20 protein-coding genes are annotated in these 23070 nt (G+C 57.1%); 17 read left to right on the top strand and 3 right to left on the bottom strand.

What is annotated here, in order from left to right; genetic code table 11:
- Nucleotides 1–10 precede the first annotated feature (10 nt).
- The 16 genes from AC1V0D_RS12850 (at nucleotide 11) to mutT (ending at nucleotide 20189) form a co-directional block, all read left to right on the top strand.
- On the top strand, nucleotides 11–1777 hold the full coding sequence (locus AC1V0D_RS12850; protein ID WP_009092146.1) for a peptidoglycan glycosyltransferase FtsI: 1767 nt from the start codon (nucleotides 11–13) through the stop codon (nucleotides 1775–1777).
- Complete coding sequence (murE, locus tag AC1V0D_RS12855) at nucleotides 1764–3251, top strand: UDP-N-acetylmuramoyl-L-alanyl-D-glutamate--2,6-diaminopimelate ligase (protein ID WP_046101208.1); 1488 nt, start codon at nucleotides 1764–1766, stop codon at nucleotides 3249–3251. Before AC1V0D_RS12850 ends, murE begins: the two co-directional genes overlap by 14 nt.
- Complete coding sequence (murF, locus tag AC1V0D_RS12860) at nucleotides 3248–4606, top strand: UDP-N-acetylmuramoyl-tripeptide--D-alanyl-D-alanine ligase (RefSeq protein ID WP_482907526.1); 1359 nt, start codon at nucleotides 3248–3250, stop codon at nucleotides 4604–4606. The genes murE and murF overlap by 4 nt, the downstream gene beginning before the upstream one ends.
- A complete protein-coding gene (gene mraY, locus AC1V0D_RS12865; protein ID WP_009092141.1) occupies nucleotides 4600–5682 on the top strand; it encodes a phospho-N-acetylmuramoyl-pentapeptide-transferase in 1083 nt (360 codons plus the stop codon). Before murF ends, mraY begins: the two co-directional genes overlap by 7 nt.
- 2 nt (nucleotides 5683–5684) lie before the next feature.
- Nucleotides 5685–7001: a UDP-N-acetylmuramoyl-L-alanine--D-glutamate ligase gene (gene murD / locus AC1V0D_RS12870; protein ID WP_140924237.1), complete on the top strand. Its 1317-nt coding sequence runs from the start codon at nucleotides 5685–5687 to the stop codon at nucleotides 6999–7001.
- Nucleotides 7001–8215 carry a cell division protein FtsW gene (ftsW, locus tag AC1V0D_RS12875; protein WP_009092138.1) on the top strand — a complete coding sequence of 405 codons (1215 nt, stop codon included), beginning with the start codon at nucleotides 7001–7003 and terminating at the stop codon, nucleotides 8213–8215. Before murD ends, ftsW begins: the two co-directional genes overlap by 1 nt.
- Nucleotides 8212–9270, top strand: a complete 1059-nt coding sequence (gene murG / locus AC1V0D_RS12880; protein ID WP_009092136.1) for an undecaprenyldiphospho-muramoylpentapeptide beta-N-acetylglucosaminyltransferase — start codon at nucleotides 8212–8214, stop codon at nucleotides 9268–9270. The genes ftsW and murG overlap by 4 nt, the downstream gene beginning before the upstream one ends.
- Before the next feature lie 70 nt (nucleotides 9271–9340).
- Nucleotides 9341–10819, top strand: coding sequence for a UDP-N-acetylmuramate--L-alanine ligase (gene murC, locus AC1V0D_RS12885; RefSeq protein WP_009092134.1), 1479 nt, complete (start codon nucleotides 9341–9343; stop codon nucleotides 10817–10819).
- Nucleotides 10809–11729, top strand: coding sequence for a D-alanine--D-alanine ligase (locus AC1V0D_RS12890; protein ID WP_140028858.1), 921 nt, complete (start codon nucleotides 10809–10811; stop codon nucleotides 11727–11729). The genes murC and AC1V0D_RS12890 overlap by 11 nt, the downstream gene beginning before the upstream one ends.
- Before the next feature lies 1 nt (nucleotide 11730).
- Complete coding sequence (ftsQ, locus tag AC1V0D_RS12895; protein ID WP_009092131.1) at nucleotides 11731–12570, top strand: cell division protein FtsQ; 840 nt, start codon at nucleotides 11731–11733, stop codon at nucleotides 12568–12570.
- A complete protein-coding gene (gene ftsA, locus AC1V0D_RS12900; protein WP_009092129.1) occupies nucleotides 12567–13823 on the top strand; it encodes a cell division protein FtsA in 1257 nt (418 codons plus the stop codon). Before ftsQ ends, ftsA begins: the two co-directional genes overlap by 4 nt.
- A 71-nt stretch (nucleotides 13824–13894) precedes the next feature.
- Nucleotides 13895–15049, top strand: a complete 1155-nt coding sequence (ftsZ, locus tag AC1V0D_RS12905; RefSeq protein WP_009092127.1) for a cell division protein FtsZ — start codon at nucleotides 13895–13897, stop codon at nucleotides 15047–15049.
- 101 nt (nucleotides 15050–15150) lie between these two features.
- On the top strand, nucleotides 15151–16068 hold the full coding sequence (gene lpxC, locus AC1V0D_RS12910) for a UDP-3-O-acyl-N-acetylglucosamine deacetylase (protein ID WP_009092125.1): 918 nt from the start codon (nucleotides 15151–15153) through the stop codon (nucleotides 16066–16068).
- A gap of 299 nt (nucleotides 16069–16367) precedes the next feature.
- A complete protein-coding gene (gene secM / locus AC1V0D_RS12915) occupies nucleotides 16368–16874 on the top strand; it encodes a secA translation cis-regulator SecM (RefSeq protein WP_223812705.1) in 507 nt (168 codons plus the stop codon).
- Nucleotides 16875–16948: 74 nt separating this feature from the next.
- Complete coding sequence (secA, locus tag AC1V0D_RS12920; protein WP_009092121.1) at nucleotides 16949–19651, top strand: preprotein translocase subunit SecA; 2703 nt, start codon at nucleotides 16949–16951, stop codon at nucleotides 19649–19651.
- Nucleotides 19652–19793: 142 nt separating this feature from the next.
- Nucleotides 19794–20189: an 8-oxo-dGTP diphosphatase MutT gene (gene mutT, locus AC1V0D_RS12925; RefSeq protein ID WP_009092119.1), complete on the top strand. Its 396-nt coding sequence runs from the start codon at nucleotides 19794–19796 to the stop codon at nucleotides 20187–20189.
- A gap of 30 nt (nucleotides 20190–20219) precedes the next feature.
- Here the strand turns inward: mutT and yacG are convergent, their stop codons facing one another.
- Genes yacG through coaE form a run of 3 tightly spaced genes read right to left on the bottom strand, consistent with a single transcriptional unit; the run spans nucleotide 20220 to nucleotide 21782 of the window.
- On the bottom strand, nucleotides 20220–20417 hold the full coding sequence (yacG, locus tag AC1V0D_RS12930; RefSeq protein ID WP_009092117.1) for a DNA gyrase inhibitor YacG: 198 nt from the start codon (nucleotides 20415–20417) through the stop codon (nucleotides 20220–20222).
- Nucleotides 20418–20425: 8 nt separating this feature from the next.
- The gene (gene zapD, locus AC1V0D_RS12935; RefSeq protein ID WP_482907527.1) at nucleotides 20426–21169 is read right to left on the bottom strand and encodes a cell division protein ZapD; all 744 of its coding nucleotides are present in this window, start codon (nucleotides 21167–21169) and stop codon (nucleotides 20426–20428) included.
- A 4-nt stretch (nucleotides 21170–21173) separates the two neighbouring features.
- Nucleotides 21174–21782: a dephospho-CoA kinase gene (coaE, locus tag AC1V0D_RS12940; RefSeq protein WP_482907528.1), complete on the bottom strand. Its 609-nt coding sequence runs from the start codon at nucleotides 21780–21782 to the stop codon at nucleotides 21174–21176.
- Nucleotides 21783–22016: 234 nt separating this feature from the next.
- Between coaE and AC1V0D_RS12945 the strand changes: the two genes are divergently transcribed.
- A complete protein-coding gene (locus AC1V0D_RS12945; protein WP_046101217.1) occupies nucleotides 22017–23057 on the top strand; it encodes a GMP reductase in 1041 nt (346 codons plus the stop codon).
- Nucleotides 23058–23070: the final 13 nt, after the last annotated feature.

A 23070-nucleotide genomic window follows, 5' to 3' on the forward strand; every position in this document is an offset into this window, starting at 1 on the left:
CAGATAGCGAATGAGCGGTACAGGCAGAACGCTGAAGTTAAAGAAACCGGAAGATAAGGCCAGCTTTGTAAGCTGGCGTTTTGCGTTGCTGTGCGGCTGTATTTTGCTGGCGCTGGGTGGACTGCTGTCACGCGTTGCCTGGCTGCAGGTGATCAATCCAGGCAAGCTGGTCAAAGAGGGCGATCTTCGCTCGCTGCGCGTGCAGGCGGTGCCGACGTCGCGCGGGATGATCAGCGATCGAGCCGGACGCCCGCTCGCGGTCAGTGTCCCGGTAAATGCCATCTGGGCCGATCCCAAAGAGCTCCACGCCGGCGGCGGCGTCACACTGGACAGCCGCTGGAAGGCGCTCTCCGATGCGCTTTCGATTCCGCTGGATCAGCTGGCGGCGCGTGTTAACGCCAACCCGAAAGGCCGCTTCGTCTATCTGGCGCGCCAGGTCAATCCGGCTATCGGCGAGTACGTTAAAAAACTCAAACTTCCCGGTATTCATCTGCGCGAAGAGTCGCGCCGCTACTATCCTGCCGGGCAGGTCACCTCCCATCTGATTGGTTTTACCAATATCGACGGACAGGGCATTGAAGGCATCGAGAAGAGCTTTGATAAGTGGCTGACCGGTGCGCCGGGCGAACGAACGGTGCGTAAAGACCGTTACGGTCGGGTCATCGAAGATATCTCTTCCGTCGACAGCCGGGCGGCCCACAACCTGACCCTGAGCATTGATGAACGTCTGCAGGCGCTGGTTTACCGCGAACTGAATAACGCCGTGGCGTTCAACAAAGCGGAGTCGGGCACGGCGGTGCTGGTGGATGTGAACACCGGTGAAGTGCTGGCGATGGCTAACAGCCCGGCTTACAACCCGAACAATCTCAGTAATACCTCCAAAGATCTGATGCGCAACCGCGCCATCACCGACATTTTCGAGCCTGGCTCAACCGTGAAGCCGATGGTGGTGATGACGGCGCTACAACGCGGCGTGGTCAGAGAGAACAGCGTTCTGAATACCGTGCCGTACCGCGTCAATGGTCATGAGATCAAAGATGTGGCGCGCTACAACGAATTGACCCTGACAGGGGTTCTGCAGAAGTCGAGTAACGTCGGGGTTTCACGTCTGGCGTTAGCGATGCCCTCCTCAGCGCTGGTAGAAACTTACTCGCGTTTTGGACTGGGCAAACCGACCAATTTGGGGCTGGTCGGGGAAAGCAGTGGCTTATACCCTAAAAAACAACGGTGGTCTGACATAGAGAGGGCCACCTTCTCTTTCGGCTACGGGCTAATGGTAACGCCGTTACAGTTAGCGCGAGTCTACGCAACCATTGGCAGCTATGGCATTAATCGCCCGCTGTCGATTACCAAAGTCGACCCGCCCGTCGCGGGGGAGCGCGTTTTCGATGAATCGCTGGTGAAAACCGTGATGCATATGATGGAAAGCGTGGCGCTGCCCGGTGGCGGCGGTGTCAAAGCGGCCATCAAGGGCTATCGCATTGCGATAAAAACCGGTACGGCGAAAAAAGTCGGGCCGGATGGTCGCTACGTCAACAAATACATCGCCTATACCGCAGGTGTTGCACCTGCCAGTCATCCTCGGTTCGCGCTGGTGGTGGTGATCAACGATCCCCAGGCCGGCAAATATTATGGTGGTGCGGTTTCTGCTCCGGTGTTTGGTGCCATCATGGGCGGCGTACTGCGCACCATGAACATCGAACCGGATGCATTACCGACCAATGACAGAAACGAGCTGGTGACTAACAGAAGTGAGGAATCAAGTGACAGATCGTAACCTGCGCGACTTACTCGGCCCCTGGGTGCCAGGCGCGCCGGCGCGCCCACTGCGTGACATGACCCTGGACAGCCGCCTTGCGGCTTCTGGCGATCTGTTTGTCGCTGTTTCAGGCCATCAGGTTGATGGACGCCGTTTTATCCCGCAGGCGATTGCGCAGGGCGTCGCTGCCGTTGTTGCGGAAGCCGAAGGCGAAGCCGCTGACGGTGAAATCCGTGAAATGCACGGCGTGCCGGTTATCTATCTGGCGCAGCTGCATCAGCGTCTTTCGGCATTAGCCGGACGCTTTTACCAGCAGCCAGGTGAAAAACAGAAGCTGATCGGCGTGACCGGCACCAACGGCAAAACCACCACCACGCAGTTACTGGCGCAGTGGGCCATGCTGCTGGGTGAAACCAGCGCGGTCATGGGCACGGTCGGCAACGGCCTGGTAGGCCAGCTGGCCGCCGCCGAAAATACTACCGGCTCTGCGGTAGACGTACAGCATCTGCTGCACGATCTGGCTGAAAAAGGGGCGACCCTGACCGCTATGGAAGTTTCTTCACACGGGCTGGTTCAGCATCGCGTCGCGGCGCTGCCGTTTGCCGCTGCGGTCTTCACTAATCTCAGCCGCGACCACCTCGACTATCACGGTGACATGGAGAGCTACGAGTCCGCCAAATGGCTGCTCTTCTCTGAGCATCAGGTTGGTCAGGCGATCCTCAACGCGGATGATGAAGTGGGGCGTCGCTGGCTCGCGCGCTTACCGGATGCGGTCGCGGTCACTATGGAGAATAACCTCCAGCCGGGTTGCCATGGCCGCTGGCTGAAAGCCGACGCGGTGGAGTATCACGACAACGGCGCCCATATCCGTTTCAGCTCCAGCTGGGGCAATGGCGACATTGCCAGCCCGCTGATGGGCGCATTCAATGTCAGCAATCTGATGCTTGCGCTGGCGACCCTGCTGGCGCTCGACTATCCGCTGGCGACGCTGATCGACGCCGCCCCCCGGTTACAGCCGGTCAACGGGCGTATGGAAGTGTTCAGTGCCGCAGGTAAACCCACGGTCGTGGTCGATTACGCTCACACGCCAGACGCGCTGGAAAAAGCGCTGGAAGCGGCACGCCTGCACTGCACAGGAAAACTGTGGTGCCTGTTTGGCTGCGGTGGCGATCGTGACAAAGGGAAACGCCCGTTAATGGGGGCGATTGCCGAGCAGTTTGCCGATGTGGTGGTGATTACCGATGACAACCCGCGCAGTGAAGATCCGCAGGCCATCGTCAACGATATTCTGACCGGTTTGCTGGACCCGGGCCGCGCCCGTGTGGTCTCCGGTCGTGCGCAGGCGGTGACTAACACTATTATGCAGGCGCAGCCTGACGACATCGTGCTGGTCGCGGGCAAGGGCCACGAAGATTATCAGATCATCGGTACACACCGGCTTGATTACTCCGACCGTGCAACGGTCGCGGCTCTGCTGGGAGGCACAGCATGATTCCGGTTTCATTACAGACCCTGGCACAGATCACCGGCGGCACGCTTTACGGCAGCGACCTCACTCTGAACGAGGTCACCACAGATACCCGCAAGGTGACGGCTGGCAGCCTGTTTGTCGCGCTGGTGGGTGAGCGTTTTGATGCGCATGACTTTGTCGGCGATGCGATTGCGAATGGCGCACAGGCGCTGCTGGTCAGTCAGCATTTACCTGTCGCTGTACCGCAGGTGGTCGTTGAGGATACCCGACTCGCCTTTGGCAGACTGGGGGCCTGGGTTCGCCAGCAGTCCACCGCCCGCGTCGTGGCGCTGACCGGCTCATCCGGAAAAACCTCGGTGAAAGAGATGACCGCGGCGATTCTGCGTCAGTGCGGTGAAACGCTCTATACCGCCGGTAATCTCAATAACGACTATGGCGTCCCGATGACGCTGCTGCGCCTGACACCTGAACATCAGTATGCGGTGATCGAGCTGGGCGCGAATCATCAGGGCGAGATCGCCTATACCACCGATCTGGTTCGGCCGGAGAGCGCGCTGGTTAACAACCTGGCGGCAGCACATCTGGAAGGCTTTGGTTCACTGGCGGGCGTTGCCAAAGCCAAAGGCGAAATTTTTCAGGGCTTACCGCCGCACGGCATTGCGATTCTGAATGCCGAGAGCAATGACTGGCCAAAGTGGCAGGCAAATCTGCAGGATAAAACCGTGTGGCGCTTTGCACCGCAGGCGGCAGGGTGCGACTTCTCCGCCCGCGATATTCGCATTGCTCAGGACGGCACCCATTTTGTCATGATGACTCCGCGTGGCGAAGTGGAGATCATTCTGCCGCTGCCGGGTCGCCATAACATCGCTAATGCCCTGGCCGCTGCGGCGCTGGCCCTGTCAGTGGACGCGCCGCTGAGCGCCGTTCAGCAGGGGCTGAAAAGCCTGCAGTCGGTGCCAGGCCGTCTGTTCCCGGTGCGCCTCTCTGCGCAGCAGCTGCTGCTGGATGACAGCTACAACGCTAACGTCGGTTCAATGACCGCAGCGGTTCAGGTTCTGTCCGAGATGCCGGGCTATCGGGTGCTGGTGGCGGGGGATATGGCCGAACTGGGCGATGAGACCGAACAGTGTCACCGCGAAGTCGGCGAGGCGGCACGTGACGCAGGCATTGATCGCGTGCTGACGACCGGCAGATTCAGCCATTTCATCAGCGAAAGCAGCAAAGCTGGCGAACATTTCAGCGATAAGACGGCGCTGACTGAACGTTTACGCCAGCTGTTGTCCGAACACTCAGAAATTACTGTCTTGATAAAAGGTTCGCGTAGTGCCGCCATGGAGCAGGTAGTACAGAGCTTACAGGAGAAAGGAACATGTTAGTTTGGCTGGCCGAGCATCTGGTCGCTTTATATTCCGGTTTTAACGTCTTTTCCTATCTGACGTTTCGCGCCATTGTCAGCCTGCTGACCGCGTTATTTATCTCGCTCTGGATGGGACCGCGCCTGATCGCCTGGCTGCAGAAGTTACAGATCGGTCAGGTTGTCCGCAACGATGGCCCGGAGTCTCACTTCAGCAAGCGCGGCACGCCGACCATGGGCGGCATCATGATCCTGACCTCCATCACCATTTCGGTGCTGATGTGGGCCTATCCGTCGAATCCGTATGTCTGGTGTGTGCTGGTGGTGTTAATCGGCTTTGGCATCATCGGCTTTGTCGACGACTACCGCAAAGTCGTACGTAAAGACACGAAGGGACTCATCGCCCGCTGGAAATATTTCTGGATGTCGGTGATTTCGCTGGGCGTGGCGTTCGCGCTGTATGCGGCAGGCAAAGATACGCCGGCGACCCAGCTGGTGGTGCCATTTTTCAAAGACATCATGCCGCAGCTCGGCCTCTTTTATGTGCTGCTGGCCTACTTTGTGATTGTCGGAACGGGTAATGCGGTCAACCTGACCGATGGCCTGGATGGTCTGGCTATTATGCCGACCGTCTTTGTGGCGGCCGGCTTCGCGCTGGTTGCCTGGGCAACGGGTAACGTGAAATTCGCAGAATATCTGCACATCCCTTACCTGCGTCATGCCGGTGAACTGGTGATTGTCTGCACCGCTATCGTCGGGGCAGGGCTGGGCTTTCTGTGGTTCAACACCTACCCGGCACAGGTCTTTATGGGGGACGTGGGCTCGCTGGCACTGGGCGGCGCGCTGGGAACCATCGCGGTGTTACTGCGTCAGGAATTTTTACTGGTGATCATGGGCGGCGTGTTTGTGGTTGAAACGCTGTCGGTGATCCTGCAGGTGGGATCGTTCAAGCTGCGCGGTCAGCGTATTTTCCGCATGGCGCCGATCCATCACCACTATGAACTGAAAGGCTGGCCGGAACCGCGCGTGATTGTGCGCTTCTGGATTATTTCGCTAATGCTGGTGCTGATTGGCCTGGCCACGCTGAAGGTGCGTTAATCATGGCTGACTATCGGGGTAGAAAAGTCGTCATCATCGGGCTGGGCCTGACCGGGCTCTCCTGTGTTGATTTCTTTCTGGCGCAGGGCGTAACGCCTCGCGTGATGGATACCCGTGTCTCGCCGCCGGGGCTGGATAAATTGCCCGGGCAGGTTGAACGCCATCTGGGCGGTCTTAACGGCGACTGGCTGCTGACCTCCGATCTGATCGTTGCCAGTCCGGGTATCGCGCTGGCGCATCCGCTTCTCAGCGAAGCAGCAGATGCCGGTATCGAAATCGTCGGCGACATCGAGCTGTTTTGCCGCGAGGCGCAGGCGCCTGTCGTGGCGATTACCGGTTCCAACGGCAAAAGCACGGTGACGACGCTGGTGGGCGAGATGGCCAAAGCCGCAGGCTGGCAGGTGGGCGTAGGCGGCAACATCGGTCTGCCCGCACTGAGCCTGCTGCAGTCTCCGGCGCAGCTCTACGTGCTGGAGCTCTCCAGTTTTCAGCTTGAGACTACGCACAGCCTGAAAGCCGCGGCGGCAACCGTGCTGAACGTCAGCGAAGATCATATGGATCGCTATCCGCTGGGGATGCAGCAGTATCGTGCCGCCAAACTGCGGGTTTACGAGAACGCGCAGACCTGCATCGTTAACGCCGATGACGCCCTGACGATGCCGGTTCGCGGGGCGGACACCCGTTGTGTCAGCTTTGGCATCGATTTCGGTGACTATCACCTTAACAAGCAGCAGGGCAGTATCTGGCTGCGGGTGAAGGGTGAGAAGGTGCTGAACACCGCTGAAATGAAAATGACCGGCCAGCACAACTACACCAATGCACTGGCGGCGCTGGCCCTGGCTGACGCCGTAGGGTTGCCACGCGCCTCCAGCTTGGCCGCTTTAACGCATTTTAACGGTCTGGCACATCGCTTCCAGCTGGTGCATGAGCATCAGGGCGTGCGCTGGATTAACGACTCTAAAGCCACCAATGTTGGCAGCACCGAAGCGGCACTGAATGGTCTGCAGGTGAACGGCACGTTATGGCTGCTGATGGGCGGCGATGGCAAATCAGCCGACTTTACGCCGCTGGTCCCCTGGCTGCAGGGTGACAATGTGCGTCTCTACTGTTTTGGCCGCGATGGCGATGCGCTGGCGGCGCTGCGTCCTGAGATCGCCGTACGCACGGAGACGATGCGTCAGGCAATGGAGCAGATCGCGCCTCAGGTTAAATCCGGCGATATGGTTCTGCTGTCGCCCGCCTGTGCCAGCCTTGATCAGTTCCGTAACTTTGAGCAGCGCGGCGATCAGTTCGCGCAGCTGGCGAAGGAGCTGAGCTGATGCGTATTCCTGGCGCCGGACTGGCTCACTATTTCTCAGGACGCCTGAAAGATTGGGTCATGGGAGCGCGTGAAAGTGATGACACTTCACTGGTGCTCTATGACCGCACGCTGTTATGGCTGACGCTCGGTCTGGCAGTGATTGGTTTTGTGATGGTGACCTCGGCCTCTATGCCGGTCGGTCAGCGTCTGAATGACGATCTTTTTTACTTTGCCAAGCGTGACGCCTTCTACATTGCGCTGGCGCTGGGCATGGCGCTGGTTACGCTGCGGGTGCCGATGGATTTCTGGCAGCGCTACAGCAACGTGATGCTGATGGTCACGATCGTCATGCTGCTGATTGTTCTGGTGGTCGGCAGCTCGGTTAACGGTGCATCGCGCTGGATTGCGCTGGGTCCGCTGCGTATCCAGCCTGCGGAGCTGTCGAAGCTCTCCCTGTTCTGCTATCTCGCCAGTTACCTGGTGCGCAAAGTGGAAGAGGTGCGTAATAACTTCTGGGGCTTCTGTAAACCGATGGGCGTCATGGTCGTGCTGGCGGTGTTACTGCTGGCGCAGCCCGACCTGGGAACGGTGGTGGTGCTGTTTGTTACGACGCTGGCGATGCTCTTCCTGGCGGGGGCCAAGCTATGGCAGTTCATGGCGATCATCGGCTCCGGTATCTTTGCGGTGATCCTGCTTATCATTGCAGAACCCTACCGTATGCGCCGTGTGACGTCGTTCTGGAATCCCTGGGAAGATCCGTTTGGGAGTGGCTACCAGCTGACCCAGTCGCTGATGGCCTTTGGCCGCGGTGAGTTCTGGGGACAGGGACTCGGTAACTCCGTGCAAAAGCTGGAATATCTGCCGGAAGCGCACACCGACTTTATTTTCGCCATCATAGGGGAAGAACTCGGTTACATCGGTGTGGTATTGGCACTTTTAATGGTATTCTTCGTCGCTTTTCGTGCGATGTCGATTGGCCGACGTGCGCTGGAGCTGGATCAGCGTTTTTCCGGCTTTTTAGCCTGTTCAATTGGCGTCTGGTTCAGCTTCCAGGCGCTGGTTAACGTCGGGGCTGCAGCCGGTATGTTACCGACTAAAGGCCTGACCTTACCGCTGATCAGTTACGGTGGTTCGAGTCTGATCATTATGTCGACCGCCATCGTCTTTTTATTACGCATAGATTATGAAACGCGCCTGGCGAAAGCGCAGGCGTTTACCCGAGGTGGTCGATGAGCGGTAAGCGATTGATGGTGATGGCAGGCGGAACCGGCGGACATGTTTTTCCCGGTCTGGCTGTCGCCCATCATCTGATGGAACAGGGCTGGCAGGTTCGCTGGTTAGGCACCGCCGACCGCATGGAGGCCGATCTGGTGCCGAAGCACGGCATTGAGATCGACTTTATCCGCATCAGTGGACTGCGTGGTAAAGGCCTGAAAGCGCTGCTGCTGGCGCCCATGCGCATCTTCAATGCATGGCGTCAGGCGCGCCGCATTATGAAAGCCTGGCAGCCCGATGTTGTGCTGGGCATGGGCGGCTACGTTTCCGGTCCCGGTGGCCTGGCGGCCTGGAGTTGCGGCATTCCGGTGGTACTGCATGAGCAGAACGGGATTGCCGGACTGACTAACAAATGGCTGGCGAAAATTGCCACCAAAGTGCTGCAGGCGTTTCCGGGGGCTTTTCCTGCTGCCGATGTGGTGGGCAATCCGGTGCGTACGGATGTGCTGGCGCTGCCTCTGCCGGCACAACGGCTGGCCGACCGGTCAGGCCCGATCCGGGTGCTGGTGATTGGCGGCAGTCAGGGCGCACGGATACTGAATCAGACGCTGCCGCAGATTGCGGCGCTGGTGGGTGATGAGATCACCCTGTGGCATCAGACCGGTAAAGGGGCGCTGCCCGAAACGGAAAAAGCCTATCAGCAGGCGGGTCAGACGCAGCACAGGGTCACCGAGTTTATCGATGATATGGCGGCGGCCTATGCTTGGGCCGATGTGGTGGTCTGCCGCTCCGGAGCGTTAACCGTGAGTGAAGTCGCTGCCGCTGGTTTACCGGCGATTTTCGTGCCGTTTCAGCACAAGGATCGCCAGCAGTACTGGAACGCGCTGCCGCTGGAAAAAGCGGGCGCCGCCAGAATTTTTGAGCAGCCGCAGTTTACTGCGGAGGCCGTAGCGGATCTGCTACGCCACTGGGATCGCGCAACCCTGTTGACGATGGCTGAGCAGGCCCGTCAGGTGGCGATCCCCGATGCGACCGATCGGGTCGCACAGGAAGTGGCTCGCGCCGCAAAGTAATCATTCCGGTCAGCGTGTCTGACCTGTACCCGGGCCGGGTACAAACTGAAAGAGCAGGTAATTGAGAGCGATGAATACACAACAATTGGCAAAACTGCGTTCTATCGTGCCCGAGATGCGTCGCGTCCGGCACATCCACTTTGTCGGCATCGGTGGTGCTGGCATGGGCGGTATTGCCGAAGTGTTAGCAAATGAAGGCTACCATATCAGCGGTTCAGATCTGGCCCCTAACCCGGTGACGCAGAACCTGATAGCGCTGGGTGCGACCATCTATTTTAACCATCGCCCTGAAAACGTGAACGATGCCAGCGTGGTGGTGGTTTCCAGCGCGGTTTCACAGGATAACCCTGAACTGGTGGCGGCGCGTGAACAGCGCATTCCGGTCATTCGTCGCGCGGAGATGCTGGCGGAGCTGATGCGATTCCGTCACGGCATCGCCGTTGCGGGCACCCATGGCAAAACCACCACCACGGCGATGGTCTCAAGCATTTATGCGGAAGCCGGGCTGGATCCGACCTTTGTGAACGGCGGACTGGTCAAAGCAGCAGGCACCCATGCCCGTCTGGGCAACAGCCGCTATCTGATTGCCGAAGCGGATGAGAGTGACGCGTCGTTCCTGCATCTGCAGCCGATGGTGGCGATTGTAACCAACATCGAAGCGGACCACATGGACACCTATCAGGGCGATTTTGAGAACCTGAAGCAGACCTTTATTAACTTCCTGCACAACCTGCCGTTTTACGGTCGCGCAGTGATGTGCGTGGATGATGCGGTGATCCGCGATCTGATCCCACGTGTAGGACGGCACATTACCACCTACGGTTTCAGTGATGACGCTGACCTGCGCATTGAGAATTATGAGCAGAGTGGTGCGCAGGGACATTTCACCCTGATCCGTCAGGATAAAGCGCCGCTGCAGATTACGCTGAACGCACCGGGCCGCCACAACGCGCTGAATGCGGCCGCCGCGGTTGCCGTCGCCAGTGAAGAGGGCATTGAAGACAACGCCATTCTGGCCGCGCTGGAGAGCTTCCAGGGCACGGGCCGTCGCTTTGATCTGCTGGGTGAGTTCCCGACCGAACCGGTAAACGGGCAGCCGGGCAGCGCAATGCTGGTGGATGACTATGGTCATCACCCGACTGAAGTTGAGGCGACGATCAAAGCGGCACGTGCAGGCTGGCCGGACAAAAAACTGGTCATGGTATTTCAGCCGCACCGTTTCAGCCGAACCCGCGATCTCTTCGATGATTTCGCCAACGTGCTGTCACATGTCGATGTCCTGCTGATGCTGGATGTCTACTCTGCCGGTGAGACGGCCATTCCGGGCGCAGACAGCCGTTCGCTCTGCCGTGCGATTCGCAATCGGGGCAAAGTGGATCCGATTCTGGTGCCGGAACATGACGCGCTGCCGGAGATGCTGGCACCGCTGCTGTCAGGCAACGATCTGATTCTGGTGCAGGGAGCCGGTAACGTCGGCAAGGTTGCCCGCAAGCTGGCTGACGCGAAGCTCCAGCCGGAGCAGAAAGCGGAGGATCGTCATGGCGGATAAAGTTGCCGTATTAATGGGCGGTACCTCGGCAGAGCGTGAGGTGTCGCTTAACTCGGGTCAGGCTGTGTTAGCCGGATTACGGGAAATGGGCATTGATGCACATGGCATCGATACCCGTGATGTTTCGGTTCTCACGCTGAAAGAGCAGGGCTTTACCAAAGCCTTTATCGCTCTGCATGGCCGGGGTGGCGAAGATGGCTCGCTACAGGCGGTACTGGAGTTTCTTCAACTGCCCTACACGGGCAGCGGCGTGATGGCCTCAGCCGTCACCATGGACAAGCTGCGCACCAAACTGCTGTGGCAGGGGCGCGGCTTACCTTCAGGACGCTTTGTCTGGCTGACGCGTCAGCAGTTTGCTGCCGGGCTGGATGCCGAGAGCGACGCGGCGATTGCGGCGCTTGGCCTGCCACTGTTTGTTAAGCCAGCCTGTGAAGGCTCCAGCGTGGGCATCAGCCGGGTCAACGATCTGAGCGCGCTGCCTGCTGCACTGGAACTGGCGTTTAAGCACGACAATGACGTGCTGGTCGAGGCGTTTCTCAGCGGCGCGGAGTATACCGTCGCAATTGTGGGCGATCGTATTCTGCCTGCCATTGAAATTAAGAGCGCCAGCGAGTTCTATGACTATGAAGCTAAATACATTTCTGACGATACTCAGTATCTCTGTCCGGCCGATTTAAGTGCCGAACGGGAAGCAGAATTGCAGCAGCTGGTGCTGGCAGCCTGGCGTGCGCTGGGATGCCGTGGCTGGGGACGGGTTGATGTGATGACCGACGGAGAGGGGAACTTTCAGCTGCTGGAAGCCAACACCTCACCGGGCATGACCAGCCACAGTCTGGTTCCGATGGCGGCGAAACAGGCGGGTATGCGTTTCCCGCAGCTGGTTGCCCATATTCTGGAGCTGGCCGACTGATATGTCACAGGCGGCGATGAGAGTTCGAAACCGTGAACCGCAGGAGCGTACTCGCACCGGGCGCAGTAACGGAGCCCGACTGTTCGGTATTGTTTTCCTGCTGATCGTCATCGGGATTATGATTTCCGGCGGGCTGGTGGTGCTGAAGTGGATGAATGATGCGTCCCGGTTGCCGTTATCCAGACTGGTGGTAACGGGGCAGACGCACTACACCACGCACGATGATATCCGCCAGGCGATCCTGTCGCTTGGCCCACCGGGCACCTTTATGTCGCAGAATGTCGACATCCTGCAGCAGCAGATCGAGCGGCTGCCGTGGATTAAGCAGGTCAGCGTGCGTAAACAGTGGCCGGACGAGCTAAAGATTCATCTGGTGGAGTACACGCCAGTGGCGCGCTGGAACGATGTGCATATGGTGGATGCTGATGGGGTTTCCTTCAGTGTGCCTGCCAGCCACATTGGTAAAGAGACGTTGCCAATGCTGTATGGACCTGAAGGGAGTGAGAAAGAGGTCCTGGCGGGCTATCACAGCATGGATGATGTGCTGAAAGCCCGGAAGTTTACTCTGAAGGTGGCGTCGATGACGGCCCGGCGTTCATGGCAGCTGGTCACCAGCGATGATGTTCGTATCGAGCTGGGCCGCAGCGACACCATGAAACGACTGAATCGCTTTATTGAGCTCTACCCGGTGCTGGAACAGCAAGGTCAGAACGAGAGCAAACGTATCAGCTACGTGGATTTGCGATACGACTCGGGCGCTTCTGTTGGCTGGACACCGGTTGTGATGGAGCCACAGGACAGTAATCAGCAACAGAACCAGGCACAGGCTAAACAACAATGATCAAGGCAACGGACAGAAAACTGGTAGTTGGACTCGAAATCGGCACTGCGAAGGTCGCCGCCCTGGTTGGGGAAATTCTGCCCGATGGTATGGTCAACATTATTGGGGTGGGCAGCTGTCCCTCCCGCGGTATGGATAAAGGTGGCGTAAACGACCTTGAGTCGGTGGTGAAATGCGTTCAGCGTGCCATCGACCAGGCTGAGCTGATGGCAGATTGCCAGATCTCCTCTGTCTACCTTGCTTTATCGGGCAAACATATCAGTTGTCAGAACGAAATCGGGATGGTTCCGATTTCGGAAGAGGAAGTGACTCAGGATGATGTGGAGAACGTCGTGCATACCGCCAAATCGGTGCGTGTGCGTGATGAGCATCGCATCCTGCACGTGATTCCTCAGGAATATGCCATCGACTATCAGGAAGGGATTAAGAACCCGGTCGGACTTTCCGGCGTGCGTATGCAGGCGAAAGTGCACCTGATCACCTGTCACAACGACATGGCGAAGAACATCGTGAAAGCCGTTGAGCGGTGCGGGCTGAAAGTCGATCAGCTGATTTTTGCCGGCCTCGCCTCCAGTTTTGCCGTTTTAACGGAAGACGAACGTGAGCTGGGCGTGTGTGTTGTCGACATTGGTGGCGGTACAATGGACATTGCCGTATATACCGGCGGCGCTTTACGGCACACTAAGGTCATACCGTATGCGGGCAACGTCGTCACCAGCGATATCGCCTATGCGTTTGGCACACCGCCAACCGATGCGGAGGCGATTAAAGTGCGGCATGGCTGTGCGCTGGGATCGATTGTCGGCAAAGATGAGAACGTTGAAGTGCCAAGCGTGGGCGGACGTCCACCGCGCAGCCTGCAGCGTCAGACGCTGGCAGAGGTGATTGAGCCGCGTTATACCGAACTTTTGAATCTGGTCAACGACGAGATTCTGCAGTTACAGGAACAACTGCGTCAGCAGGGCGTGAAGCACCACTTAGCCGCAGGCATTGTCCTGACCGGTGGCGCCGCGCAAATTGAAGGACTGGCGGCCTGTGCGCAACGCGTATTCCATACGCAGGTGCGTATCGGACAGCCGCTGAATATTACTGGCCTGACTGATTATGCGCAGGAATCGTACTACTCCACCGCGGTGGGACTGCTGCACTACGGCAAAGAGTCGCACATGAACGGTGATGCAGAGACCGAAAAGCGTGTCTCAGTAGGTAACTGGTTCAAGCGTTTTAACAGTTGGTTAAAAAAAGAGTTTTAATTTTTGTGAAAGGAGATCATGCTGTTTTCTTTAGTGATCTCCAGGCGACAGGCACATAACGGAGAGAAATCATGTTTGAACCTATGGAATTAACCAACGACGCGGTGATTAAAGTCATCGGCGTCGGTGGCGGCGGCGGTAACGCCGTAGAGCACATGGTACGCGAGCGTATCGAAGGTGTGGAATTCTTTGCTGTGAATACCGACGCTCAGGCGCTGCGTAAAACAGCGGTCGGCCAGACGATCCAGATCGGTAACAACATTACCAAAGGTCTGGGTGCGGGTGCGAACCCGGAAGTGGGCCGTAACTCTGCAGAAGAAGATCGCGAAGCACTGCGTTCTGCGCTGGAAGGGGCAGACATGGTGTTCATCGCAGCCGGCATGGGCGGCGGTACCGGTACCGGTGCAGCGCCTGTCGTGGCTGAAGTGGCAAAGGATTTAGGCATCCTGACGGTGGCCGTGGTCACTAAGCCGTTCAACTTCGAAGGCAAAAAACGCATGGCGTTTGCCGAGCAGGGGATCGCTGAACTCTCTAAGCATGTCGATTCACTGATCACCATTCCTAACGACAAGCTGCTGAAAGTGCTGGGTCGCGGCATCTCCCTGCTGGATGCGTTTGGCGCAGCCAACGACGTGCTGAAAGGTGCAGTCCAGGGTATTGCCGAGCTGATCACCCGTCCGGGCCTGATGAACGTCGACTTTGCTGACGTGCGTACCGTCATGTCTGAAATGGGCTATGCGATGATGGGTTCAGGCGTTGCGTGCGGTGAAGATCGCGCGGAAGAAGCGGCTGAAATGGCGATCTCCAGCCCACTGCTGGAAGATATCGACCTGTCTGGTGCACGTGGCGTGCTGGTCAACATTACGGCAGGCTTCGATCTGCGTCTGGATGAGTTCGAAACCGTGGGTAACACCATCCGCGCCTTCGCCTCTGACAACGCAACCGTGGTTATCGGCACCTCGCTGGATCCGGAAATGAACGACGAACTGCGCGTCACCGTGGTGGCAACCGGTATCGGCATGGACAAGCGTCCGGAAATTACGCTGGTCACTAACAAGCCAGCCAGCCAGCCTGTGATGGATCATCGCTATCAGCAGCACGGTATGTCACCGCTGCCGCAGGAGCAGAAACCCGCTGCTAAAGTGGTTAACGACCAGGCTGCGCAGTCGAACAAAGAGCCCGACTATCTTGATATTCCGGCCTTTTTACGCAAGCAGGCCGATTAGGATTAACCCTATAATTGGGGTTCTCCGCTCTTTGTGCTAAAGTGTCTGCCCGCTGGTAAAGTATACTGGCGGTCGGAAAGGTAATATTGCGAGATAATGCGATGATCAAACAAAGGACATTAAAACGTATTGTTCAGGCGACGGGTGTCGGTTTGCATACCGGCAAAAAAGTCACCCTGACATTACGCCCTGCGTCGGCTAACACCGGGGTCATCTATCGTCGCACCGACTTGAATCCACCGGTAGATTTTCCGGCTGATGCAAAATACGTGCGCGACACCATGCTGAGTACCTGCCTGGTGAATGATGACGGCGTGCGTATTTCAACGGTCGAACACCTCAATGCCGCCCTGGCCGGTCTGGGTATCGATAACATTATTGTTGAAGTCGATGCTCCGGAAATCCCGATCATGGATGGCAGCGCAGCACCGTTTATCTATCTGCTGATGGATGCGGGTATCGAGCAGCTCAACAGCGCGAAGAAATTCGTGCGCGTTAAGCAGACCGTGCGTGTGGAAGAGGGTGATAAATGGGCCGAGATCAAACCGTACAACGGTTTCTCGCTTGATTTCACCATCGACTTCAAACACCCGGCTATCGATTCCAGCTCACAGCGTTATGCGATGAACTTTTCTGCTGATGCCTTTGTTCGTCAGATCAGCCGGGCGCGTACATTTGGCTTTATGCGTGAAATCGAATATCTGCAGTCTAAAGGCCTGTGCCTGGGCGGTAGCTTAGATTGTGCGATAGGTCTGGATGATTTCCGCGTACTGAATGAAGAAGGCCTGCGTTTTGAAGACGAGTTTGTCCGTCACAAAATGCTGGACGCTATCGGCGACCTGTTTATGTGTGGTCACAACATCATTGGTGCATTTACTGCATTCAAATCAGGCCACGCACTGAACAACAAGCTGCTGCAAGCGGTTCTGGCTAAGCAGGAAGCCTGGGAATGGGCAACCTTCGAAGACGAAGCTGAACTGCCGCTGGCATTCAAAGCACCGAATCTGGTTCTGGCTTAATTACCCCGGAACGCGAAACGGCTGGTTATGCTGACACCCTCTCCGGTCAGCGGCGCCAGCCGTTTTTTATTGCCCTCCTGTTCTCCGTCGCAATTGTGTGACCTCTCTCGTAACGCCTTGTCTGTTCTGCTGAATTGCTGAACAATCGCTCGCCTTTTCTCACACCGCCACTTTAATCTCAGGTGTGGATGCCCCACATTAATGATACTATCTGTGGCGCTTTTACAGGCCGAAATCCGTTGCAGCATGCGGCGGTTGAACGAAAACAAAGGCGCAGGAGCATGCGCAATGGAAAGGGTGTGATCGGGATTCTTCAGCGCTGGCGACAATTGGGTAGACGCTATTTCTGGCCCCATCTCCTGTTAGGGATGGTCGCGGCCAGCTTTGGCCTGCCAGCCTGTGCGCAAAACTCCGAACTCAGCACCTCTTCAGAATCTCCGGCCAGCAGCCTTTTTCTGGGCAGTGCCGCACGTTTTGACCACCTGATACGGCTTCAGGAAGCGTCCCGCCGTCCCAGCTTCAGCGTGGATTACTGGCATCAGCACGCCATCCGTACGGTTATCCGTCATCTTTCGTTCACGCTGGCGCCACAGGCCCAGGCGGAGCCACAGATTTTACCGCTGGCGGCACAAAAGCTGGCGCTGATTGATTCACTGCATAACTTACTGACGTCTCATTCTGCGCGGCATACCGCCCCGCAGCTGATGACGGCACCCCCGCTTTTCACCGCCGTAACCCGCTCATGGGTTGAGTGGCATGCCAGCGTGCATGGCATTCGCGCCGGACCTGCCCGATTGTTCTGCTAATATTTTTGGTTTTATTCACTCTGTTAAGATTTCGCAGTCCGGCAAGCGCCGGCTGAATTGAGAAACTATTGATTATGTTAAGCAAAATATTGACCAAGGTTTTTGGCAGCAGCAACGATCGTACGCTGCGCCGCATGCGCAAAGTGGTAGATGTCATCAATAAGATGGAGCCTGATTTCGAGAAGCTCTCTGATGATGAACTGAAAGCCAAAACGGACGAGTTCCGCGAGCGCCTGAAAAAAGGCGAATCGCTGGAGAGCCTGATTCCTGAAGCCTTTGCGACAGTGCGTGAAGCCAGTAAACGTGTGTTTGGCATGCGTCACTTCGACGTTCAGCTGATTGGCGGCATGGTGCTGAACGACCGCTGCATCGCTGAGATGCGCACCGGTGAAGGTAAAACCCTGACCGCGACCCTGCCAGCCTACCTGAACGCACTCTCCGGCAAAGGCGTTCACGTGGTGACCGTCAACGACTATCTGGCTCAGCGCGATGCGGAAAACAACCGTCCACTGTTCGAGTTTCTTGGCCTGAGCATTGGTATCAATATGTCGGGCCTGCCTGCGGTAGCGAAGCGCGAAGCCTACGCTGCAGACATTACCTACGGCACCAACAACGAGTATGGCTTCGACTACCTGCGCGACAATATGGCTTTCAGCCCGGAAGAGCGCGTACAGCGTAAACTGCATTACGCGCTGGTGGATGAGGTCGACTCCATCCTGATCGATGAAGCGCGTACGCCGCTGATTATCTCCGGTCCGGCAGAAGACAGTTCTGACCTCTACACCAAAGTGAACAAAATCATCCCTCATCTGGTTCGTCAGGATAAGGAAGATAACGAAACCCATCAGGGTGAAGGTGACTTCTGGGTCGATGAGAAAGCGCGTCAGGCTCACATGTCCGAGCGCGGTCTGGTTAAGGTGGAAGAGCTGCTGGTCAGCCAGGGCATCATGGAAGCGGGTGAGTCACTCTATTCACCGACCAACATCATGCTGATGCATCACGTTACGGCGGCGCTGCGTGCTCATGCGCTCTTTACCCGCGACGTGGACTATATCGTCAAAGATGGCGAGGTCGTGATTGTTGATGAACACACCGGCCGTACCATGCAGGGTCGTCGCTGGTCCGATGGTCTGCATCAGGCGATTGAAGCGAAAGAAGGGGTAGAGATTCAGAACGAGAACCAGACGCTGGCCTCTATCACTTTCCAGAACTACTTCCGTATTTACGAGAAGCTGGCCGGTATGACCGGTACCGCAGACACTGAAGCGTTCGAATTCAGCTCCATCTATAAACTCGACACTATCGTGGTGCCGACCAACCGTCCGATGGTACGTAAAGATCTGGCTGACCTGGTCTACATGACCGAGAAAGAGAAGATCGACGCTATTATCGAAGATATCCGTGAGCGTACTGCTAACGGTCAGCCGGTGCTGGTGGGGACGATCTCGATTGAAAAATCGGAAGTGGTCTCTAACGAACTGACCCGTGCGGGTATCAAACACAACGTTCTGAACGCCAAGTTCCACGCCCGCGAAGCGGATATCGTGGCGCAGGCGGGTCAGCCGGGTGCGGTAACGATCGCCACCAACATGGCGGGTCGTGGTACAGATATTATGCTGGGCGGCAGCTGGCATGCCGATGTGGCGGCGCTGGAGAATCCGACCGAAGCGCAGATCGAAGAGATCAAAGCGGCCTGGAAGGTTCGTCACGATGCGGTTCTGGCATCAGGTGGTTTGCACATCGTCGGTACCGAGCGTCACGAGTCCCGCCGTATCGACAACCAGCTGCGTGGTCGCGCAGGTCGTCAGGGTGATGCCGGTTCCTCACGCTTCTACCTCTCAATGGAAGATGCGCTGATGCGTATTTTTGCCTCCGATCGCGTGTCGAATATGATGCGTAAACTGGGCATGAAGCCCGGCGAGGCGATTGAGCATCCATGGGTCACCAAAGCGATCGCCAATGCTCAGCGCAAAGTTGAAAGCCGTAACTTCGATATTCGTAAGCAACTGCTGGAATATGATGATGTGGCAAACGATCAGCGTCGCGCTATCTACAGCCAGCGTAATGAGCTGCTGGATGTCTCTGATGTGAGCGAAACCATTAACAGCATTCGCCACGATGTCTACAAAGCGACCATCGATACCTACATTCCGCCGCAGTCACTGGAGGAGATGTGGGACGTGCCAGGGCTGGAAGAGCGTCTGCGCGCCGACTTCGATCTTAACCTGCCGATTGCGGAATGGCTGGATAAAGAGCCGGATCTGCACGAGGAAGTGCTGCGTGAGCGCATCATGACCCACGCGACCGAGAGCTATGCTGCCAAAGAAGAGATCGTCGGTGCCGAGATGATGCGTAACTTCGAAAAAGGCGTGATGCTCCAGACGCTGGATTCGCTGTGGAAAGAGCATCTGGCTGCGATGGACTATCTGCGTCAGGGCATCCATCTGCGTGGCTATGCGCAGAAAGATCCGAAGCAGGAGTACAAGCGCGAATCCTTCGCCATGTTCGCTGCGATGCTGGAATCACTGAAGTATGAAGTGATCAGTACCCTGAGCAAGGTTCAGGTGCGTATGCCTGAAGAGGTTGAAGCGATGGAGCAGCAGCGTCGTGAAGAAGCCGAGCGTCTGGCGCAGCAGCAGCAGCTGAGCCACGTAGAAGAGGATGCGCTGGCAGAACCGGCGGCAGAGCAGAGCGGTGAACGTAAAGTCGGCCGCAACGATCCCTGCCCGTGTGGTTCCGGTAAGAAATACAAGCAGTGTCATGGCCGTATCGCCTGATACGCAATGCTGATGAAAAAGGAGCCGCTGGCTCCTTTTTTTATGCCCGCGGCCCATCTCGCCAGAGCAGACGTAAAGCGGTTAACTTCCGCTATAGCATGTTCTAAAATCAGCCCTCACTCATTACGACCGGACAGTTTCCATGAAGCACCTGCAGGTTGCGGTTGGCATCATTCGCAATGCCAGTAAACAAATTTTCCTTGCCCAGCGCGCGTCAACGTCTTACATGGCGAACAAATGGGAGTTTCCCGGCGGCAAGATTGAAGCGGGCGAAAGCGCGGAAGAGGGGCTCGTCAGAGAACTCCATGAAGAAACCGGTATTGAAGTGACCGATGCGCGCCCGATTGGTCATGCCGACCATACCTATGACGATCTGCGCGTAACGCTGCATTTCTTTCTGGTCGAAGGCTGGAAGGGAGAGCCGTGGGGTAAAGAGGGGCAGCCGCAGCGCTGGGTTGATCAGCAGGCGCTGGTCGCCGACGAATTTCCGGCCGCGAATCATCAGCTGATTGCGCGTCTGGTCGCCGGCGAGCTCTGAGCGGATGGGGCAGTGCGCCCCATCCTTCTGTCAGCGATCTTCTTCGCTCCAGTTTTCACTGTCGTTCATATCATCGCTGCTGGGAATGCGTTTCTCTTCGGCAGCCCATTCCCCTAAATCGATAAGCTGACAGCGCTTACTGCAAAACGGCCGAAACGGGCTGAGTTCATCCCAGATCACCTCTTTGCCGCACTGCGGACAGGAGACGGTCATGACTTCTTGCTGCATAGTTACCTCTAACAACAGGCCAGCTGGAAGTTAAGACGGGCGGGCACTTCGCCGCGCTCGCTGTCCAGCGGCATAAAACGAATGGCGTAGCGGCTTTTGTGGCCGGACACCTGTGGATAGAGCGCATCATCCAGCGACAGCTGCAGTCGCAGCAGATCGGCATCCTCGGCATTATCCTGATAAAAGCCATTGAGGCTGGTCTGCGTATGGAACGAACCCGACTGGCGGATCAAATCCAGCACCATCGCCAGGGCATGATGGAGTGGCTCCAGGGTCTGCATCCAGGCTTCAACCTGCGCATCGCGGACTTCCTGTGGCAGATGCAGCCAGATGTGCAGACCCGGCAAATCAAAACTGCAGCAGCCGCCAGGAATGCTCAGACGCTGGCGAACCAGGGCAATGAGACGATCCTCGCGGAGTTGCTGCCCCATCCGTGGTGCATTCATCAACCGGGTTGACTGACTTTTGAGTTTATCGCTCAGGGCATCAACCCGCGTCATATCGACACCCGGCACATCCGCCCAGGCGCGTAATTTCTGCTGCTGACGCTCCAGCTCTTTCAGCAGCTCTGTGCGAATATCGCCCCGCTCGCAAATGTCGAGCAACTCGCCGGTGAGGCGGAAAAAGGTCAGTGCATTGACGGTTTTATCCAGCGGGGTCGTTTCGTCTAACTGATTAATTAAAAACTCAACCCGTAGCCAGGTCCGCATTTTTTCATTCAGTGGGTGTTCAAACAGAACGGGTGTGCTCATGTTATTAATCCTGTTTCGTTGCCGCCAGCCAGAGGTAGCGCTGGTGAAGTCCGGCAACCTGTGGCAAGGCGTCATCGGGCTCGCCACTGTTATCAATAATATCGTCGGCACAGGCGAGGCGCTGCTGGCGCGTCGCCTGCGCGGAAAGAATACGTTGCGCCTGCTCCAGGGAGAGCCCATCGCGCTGTCGGGTACGGGCTAACTGCGTCTCCTCATCAACATCCACGACCAGCACCCGATCAGCCTGGTGCTGTAACTGATTTTCTACCAGTAGTGGCACCACCCAGAGCACATAAGGTGAGGCCGCCTGGGCGATCAGCTGTCGCGTCCGGGCGTTAATCAGCGGGTGCAGCAGCGCGTTTAACCAGCTTTTCTCTTCGGGCTGCTGGAAAATAATTTCGCGCAGGCGAGCACGGTCAAGCGTTCCCTGTCCGGTCACGATCGATGCGCCGAAGCGCGCCTCAATGGCCTGCAGAGCGGGAGTGCCTGGCTCGACCACTTCGCGTGCGATCAGGTCAGCATCAATAATTTCCACACCAAGCGCAGCAAAGGCTCCGGCTATCGTGCTTTTACCACTGCCGATTCCTCCTGTGAGCGCGACGGTATAGGGCATGTTTCTCACCTGGCTTCTCATATGGACATAGGTTCAGGGTAATGATCTGAACAAAAAACGCAAAAATGAGCGACAGATCACACCAGTAAAGCAGCAATAAATTTTACGGATTGTAGCGTAAATAAAGTGAAATTCGCAGTCTTGTCGCGTCGCCAGAGGCGCGTAATATAACGTCACTGGAACCGTGCTTATTTCGCGAACGGCGAGTTGTTGCCACCTACCAGGACACTGTTTATGCGTATTGAAGAAGATCTGAAACTGGGCTTTAAAGATGTCTTAATCCGGCCCAAACGCTCCACGCTGCAAAGCCGCTCGCAGGTCGAGCTGGAACGCAGCTTCACCTTCCGGCACTCCCGCCTGAGCTGGAGCGGCGTCCCGATTATCGCGGCCAACATGGATACCGTCGGCACCTTTTTAATGGCTGAGGCGCTGGCCAGTTTTGATATTCTCACCGCCGTTCACAAGCACTACAGCGTGGAGGAGTGGCGGGCGTTTATTCAGCGCGTCCCCGCCACGGTTCTGAAGCATGTGATGGTGTCAACCGGCACCTCTGAAAACGATCTGAACAAGCTGGTCGCCATTATGGCGCTGTCCGACGATCTGCAGTTTATCTGCATCGACGTGGCCAACGGTTACTCGCAGCATTTTGTTGATTTTCTGCAGCGCGCTCGTGAGATGTTTCCCGCGAAAACCATCTGTGCCGGTAATGTGGTGACAGGGGAGATGGTGGAAGAGCTGATTCTGTCGGGTGCGGATATCGTTAAGGTTGGCATCGGTCCGGGGTCGGTCTGCACGACCCGGGTGAAAACCGGCGTGGGCTATCCGCAGCTTTCTGCCGTCATCGAATGTGCCGATGCGGCCCATGGCTTAAGTGGACAGATTGTCAGTGATGGCGGCTGTTCGGTGCCAGGCGATATTGCGAAAGCCTTTGGCGGCGGAGCGGACTTTGTGATGCTGGGAGGCATGCTGGCGGCACACGATGAGTGTGAAGGGCAGGTCGTCGAAGAAAATGGCGAAAGCTTCATGCTGTTTTACGGCATGAGTTCTGAATCGGCGATGAAACGTCATGTCGGCGGTGTCGCCCAGTATCGGGCTGCCGAAGGTAAAACGGTGAAGCTGCCACTACGTGGCCCGGTGGCTGATACTGCACGGGATATTCTGGGAGGTTTGCGGTCCGCCTGCACCTACGTCGGGGCTGAGCGTCTGAAAGAGCTGACCAAGCGCACGACCTTCATCCGGGTCAATGAGCAGGAAAACCGCGTATTCAACCGGTAATCGTCCGGGGCGC

This window comes from Pantoea sp. PA1 (assembly GCF_056856975.1).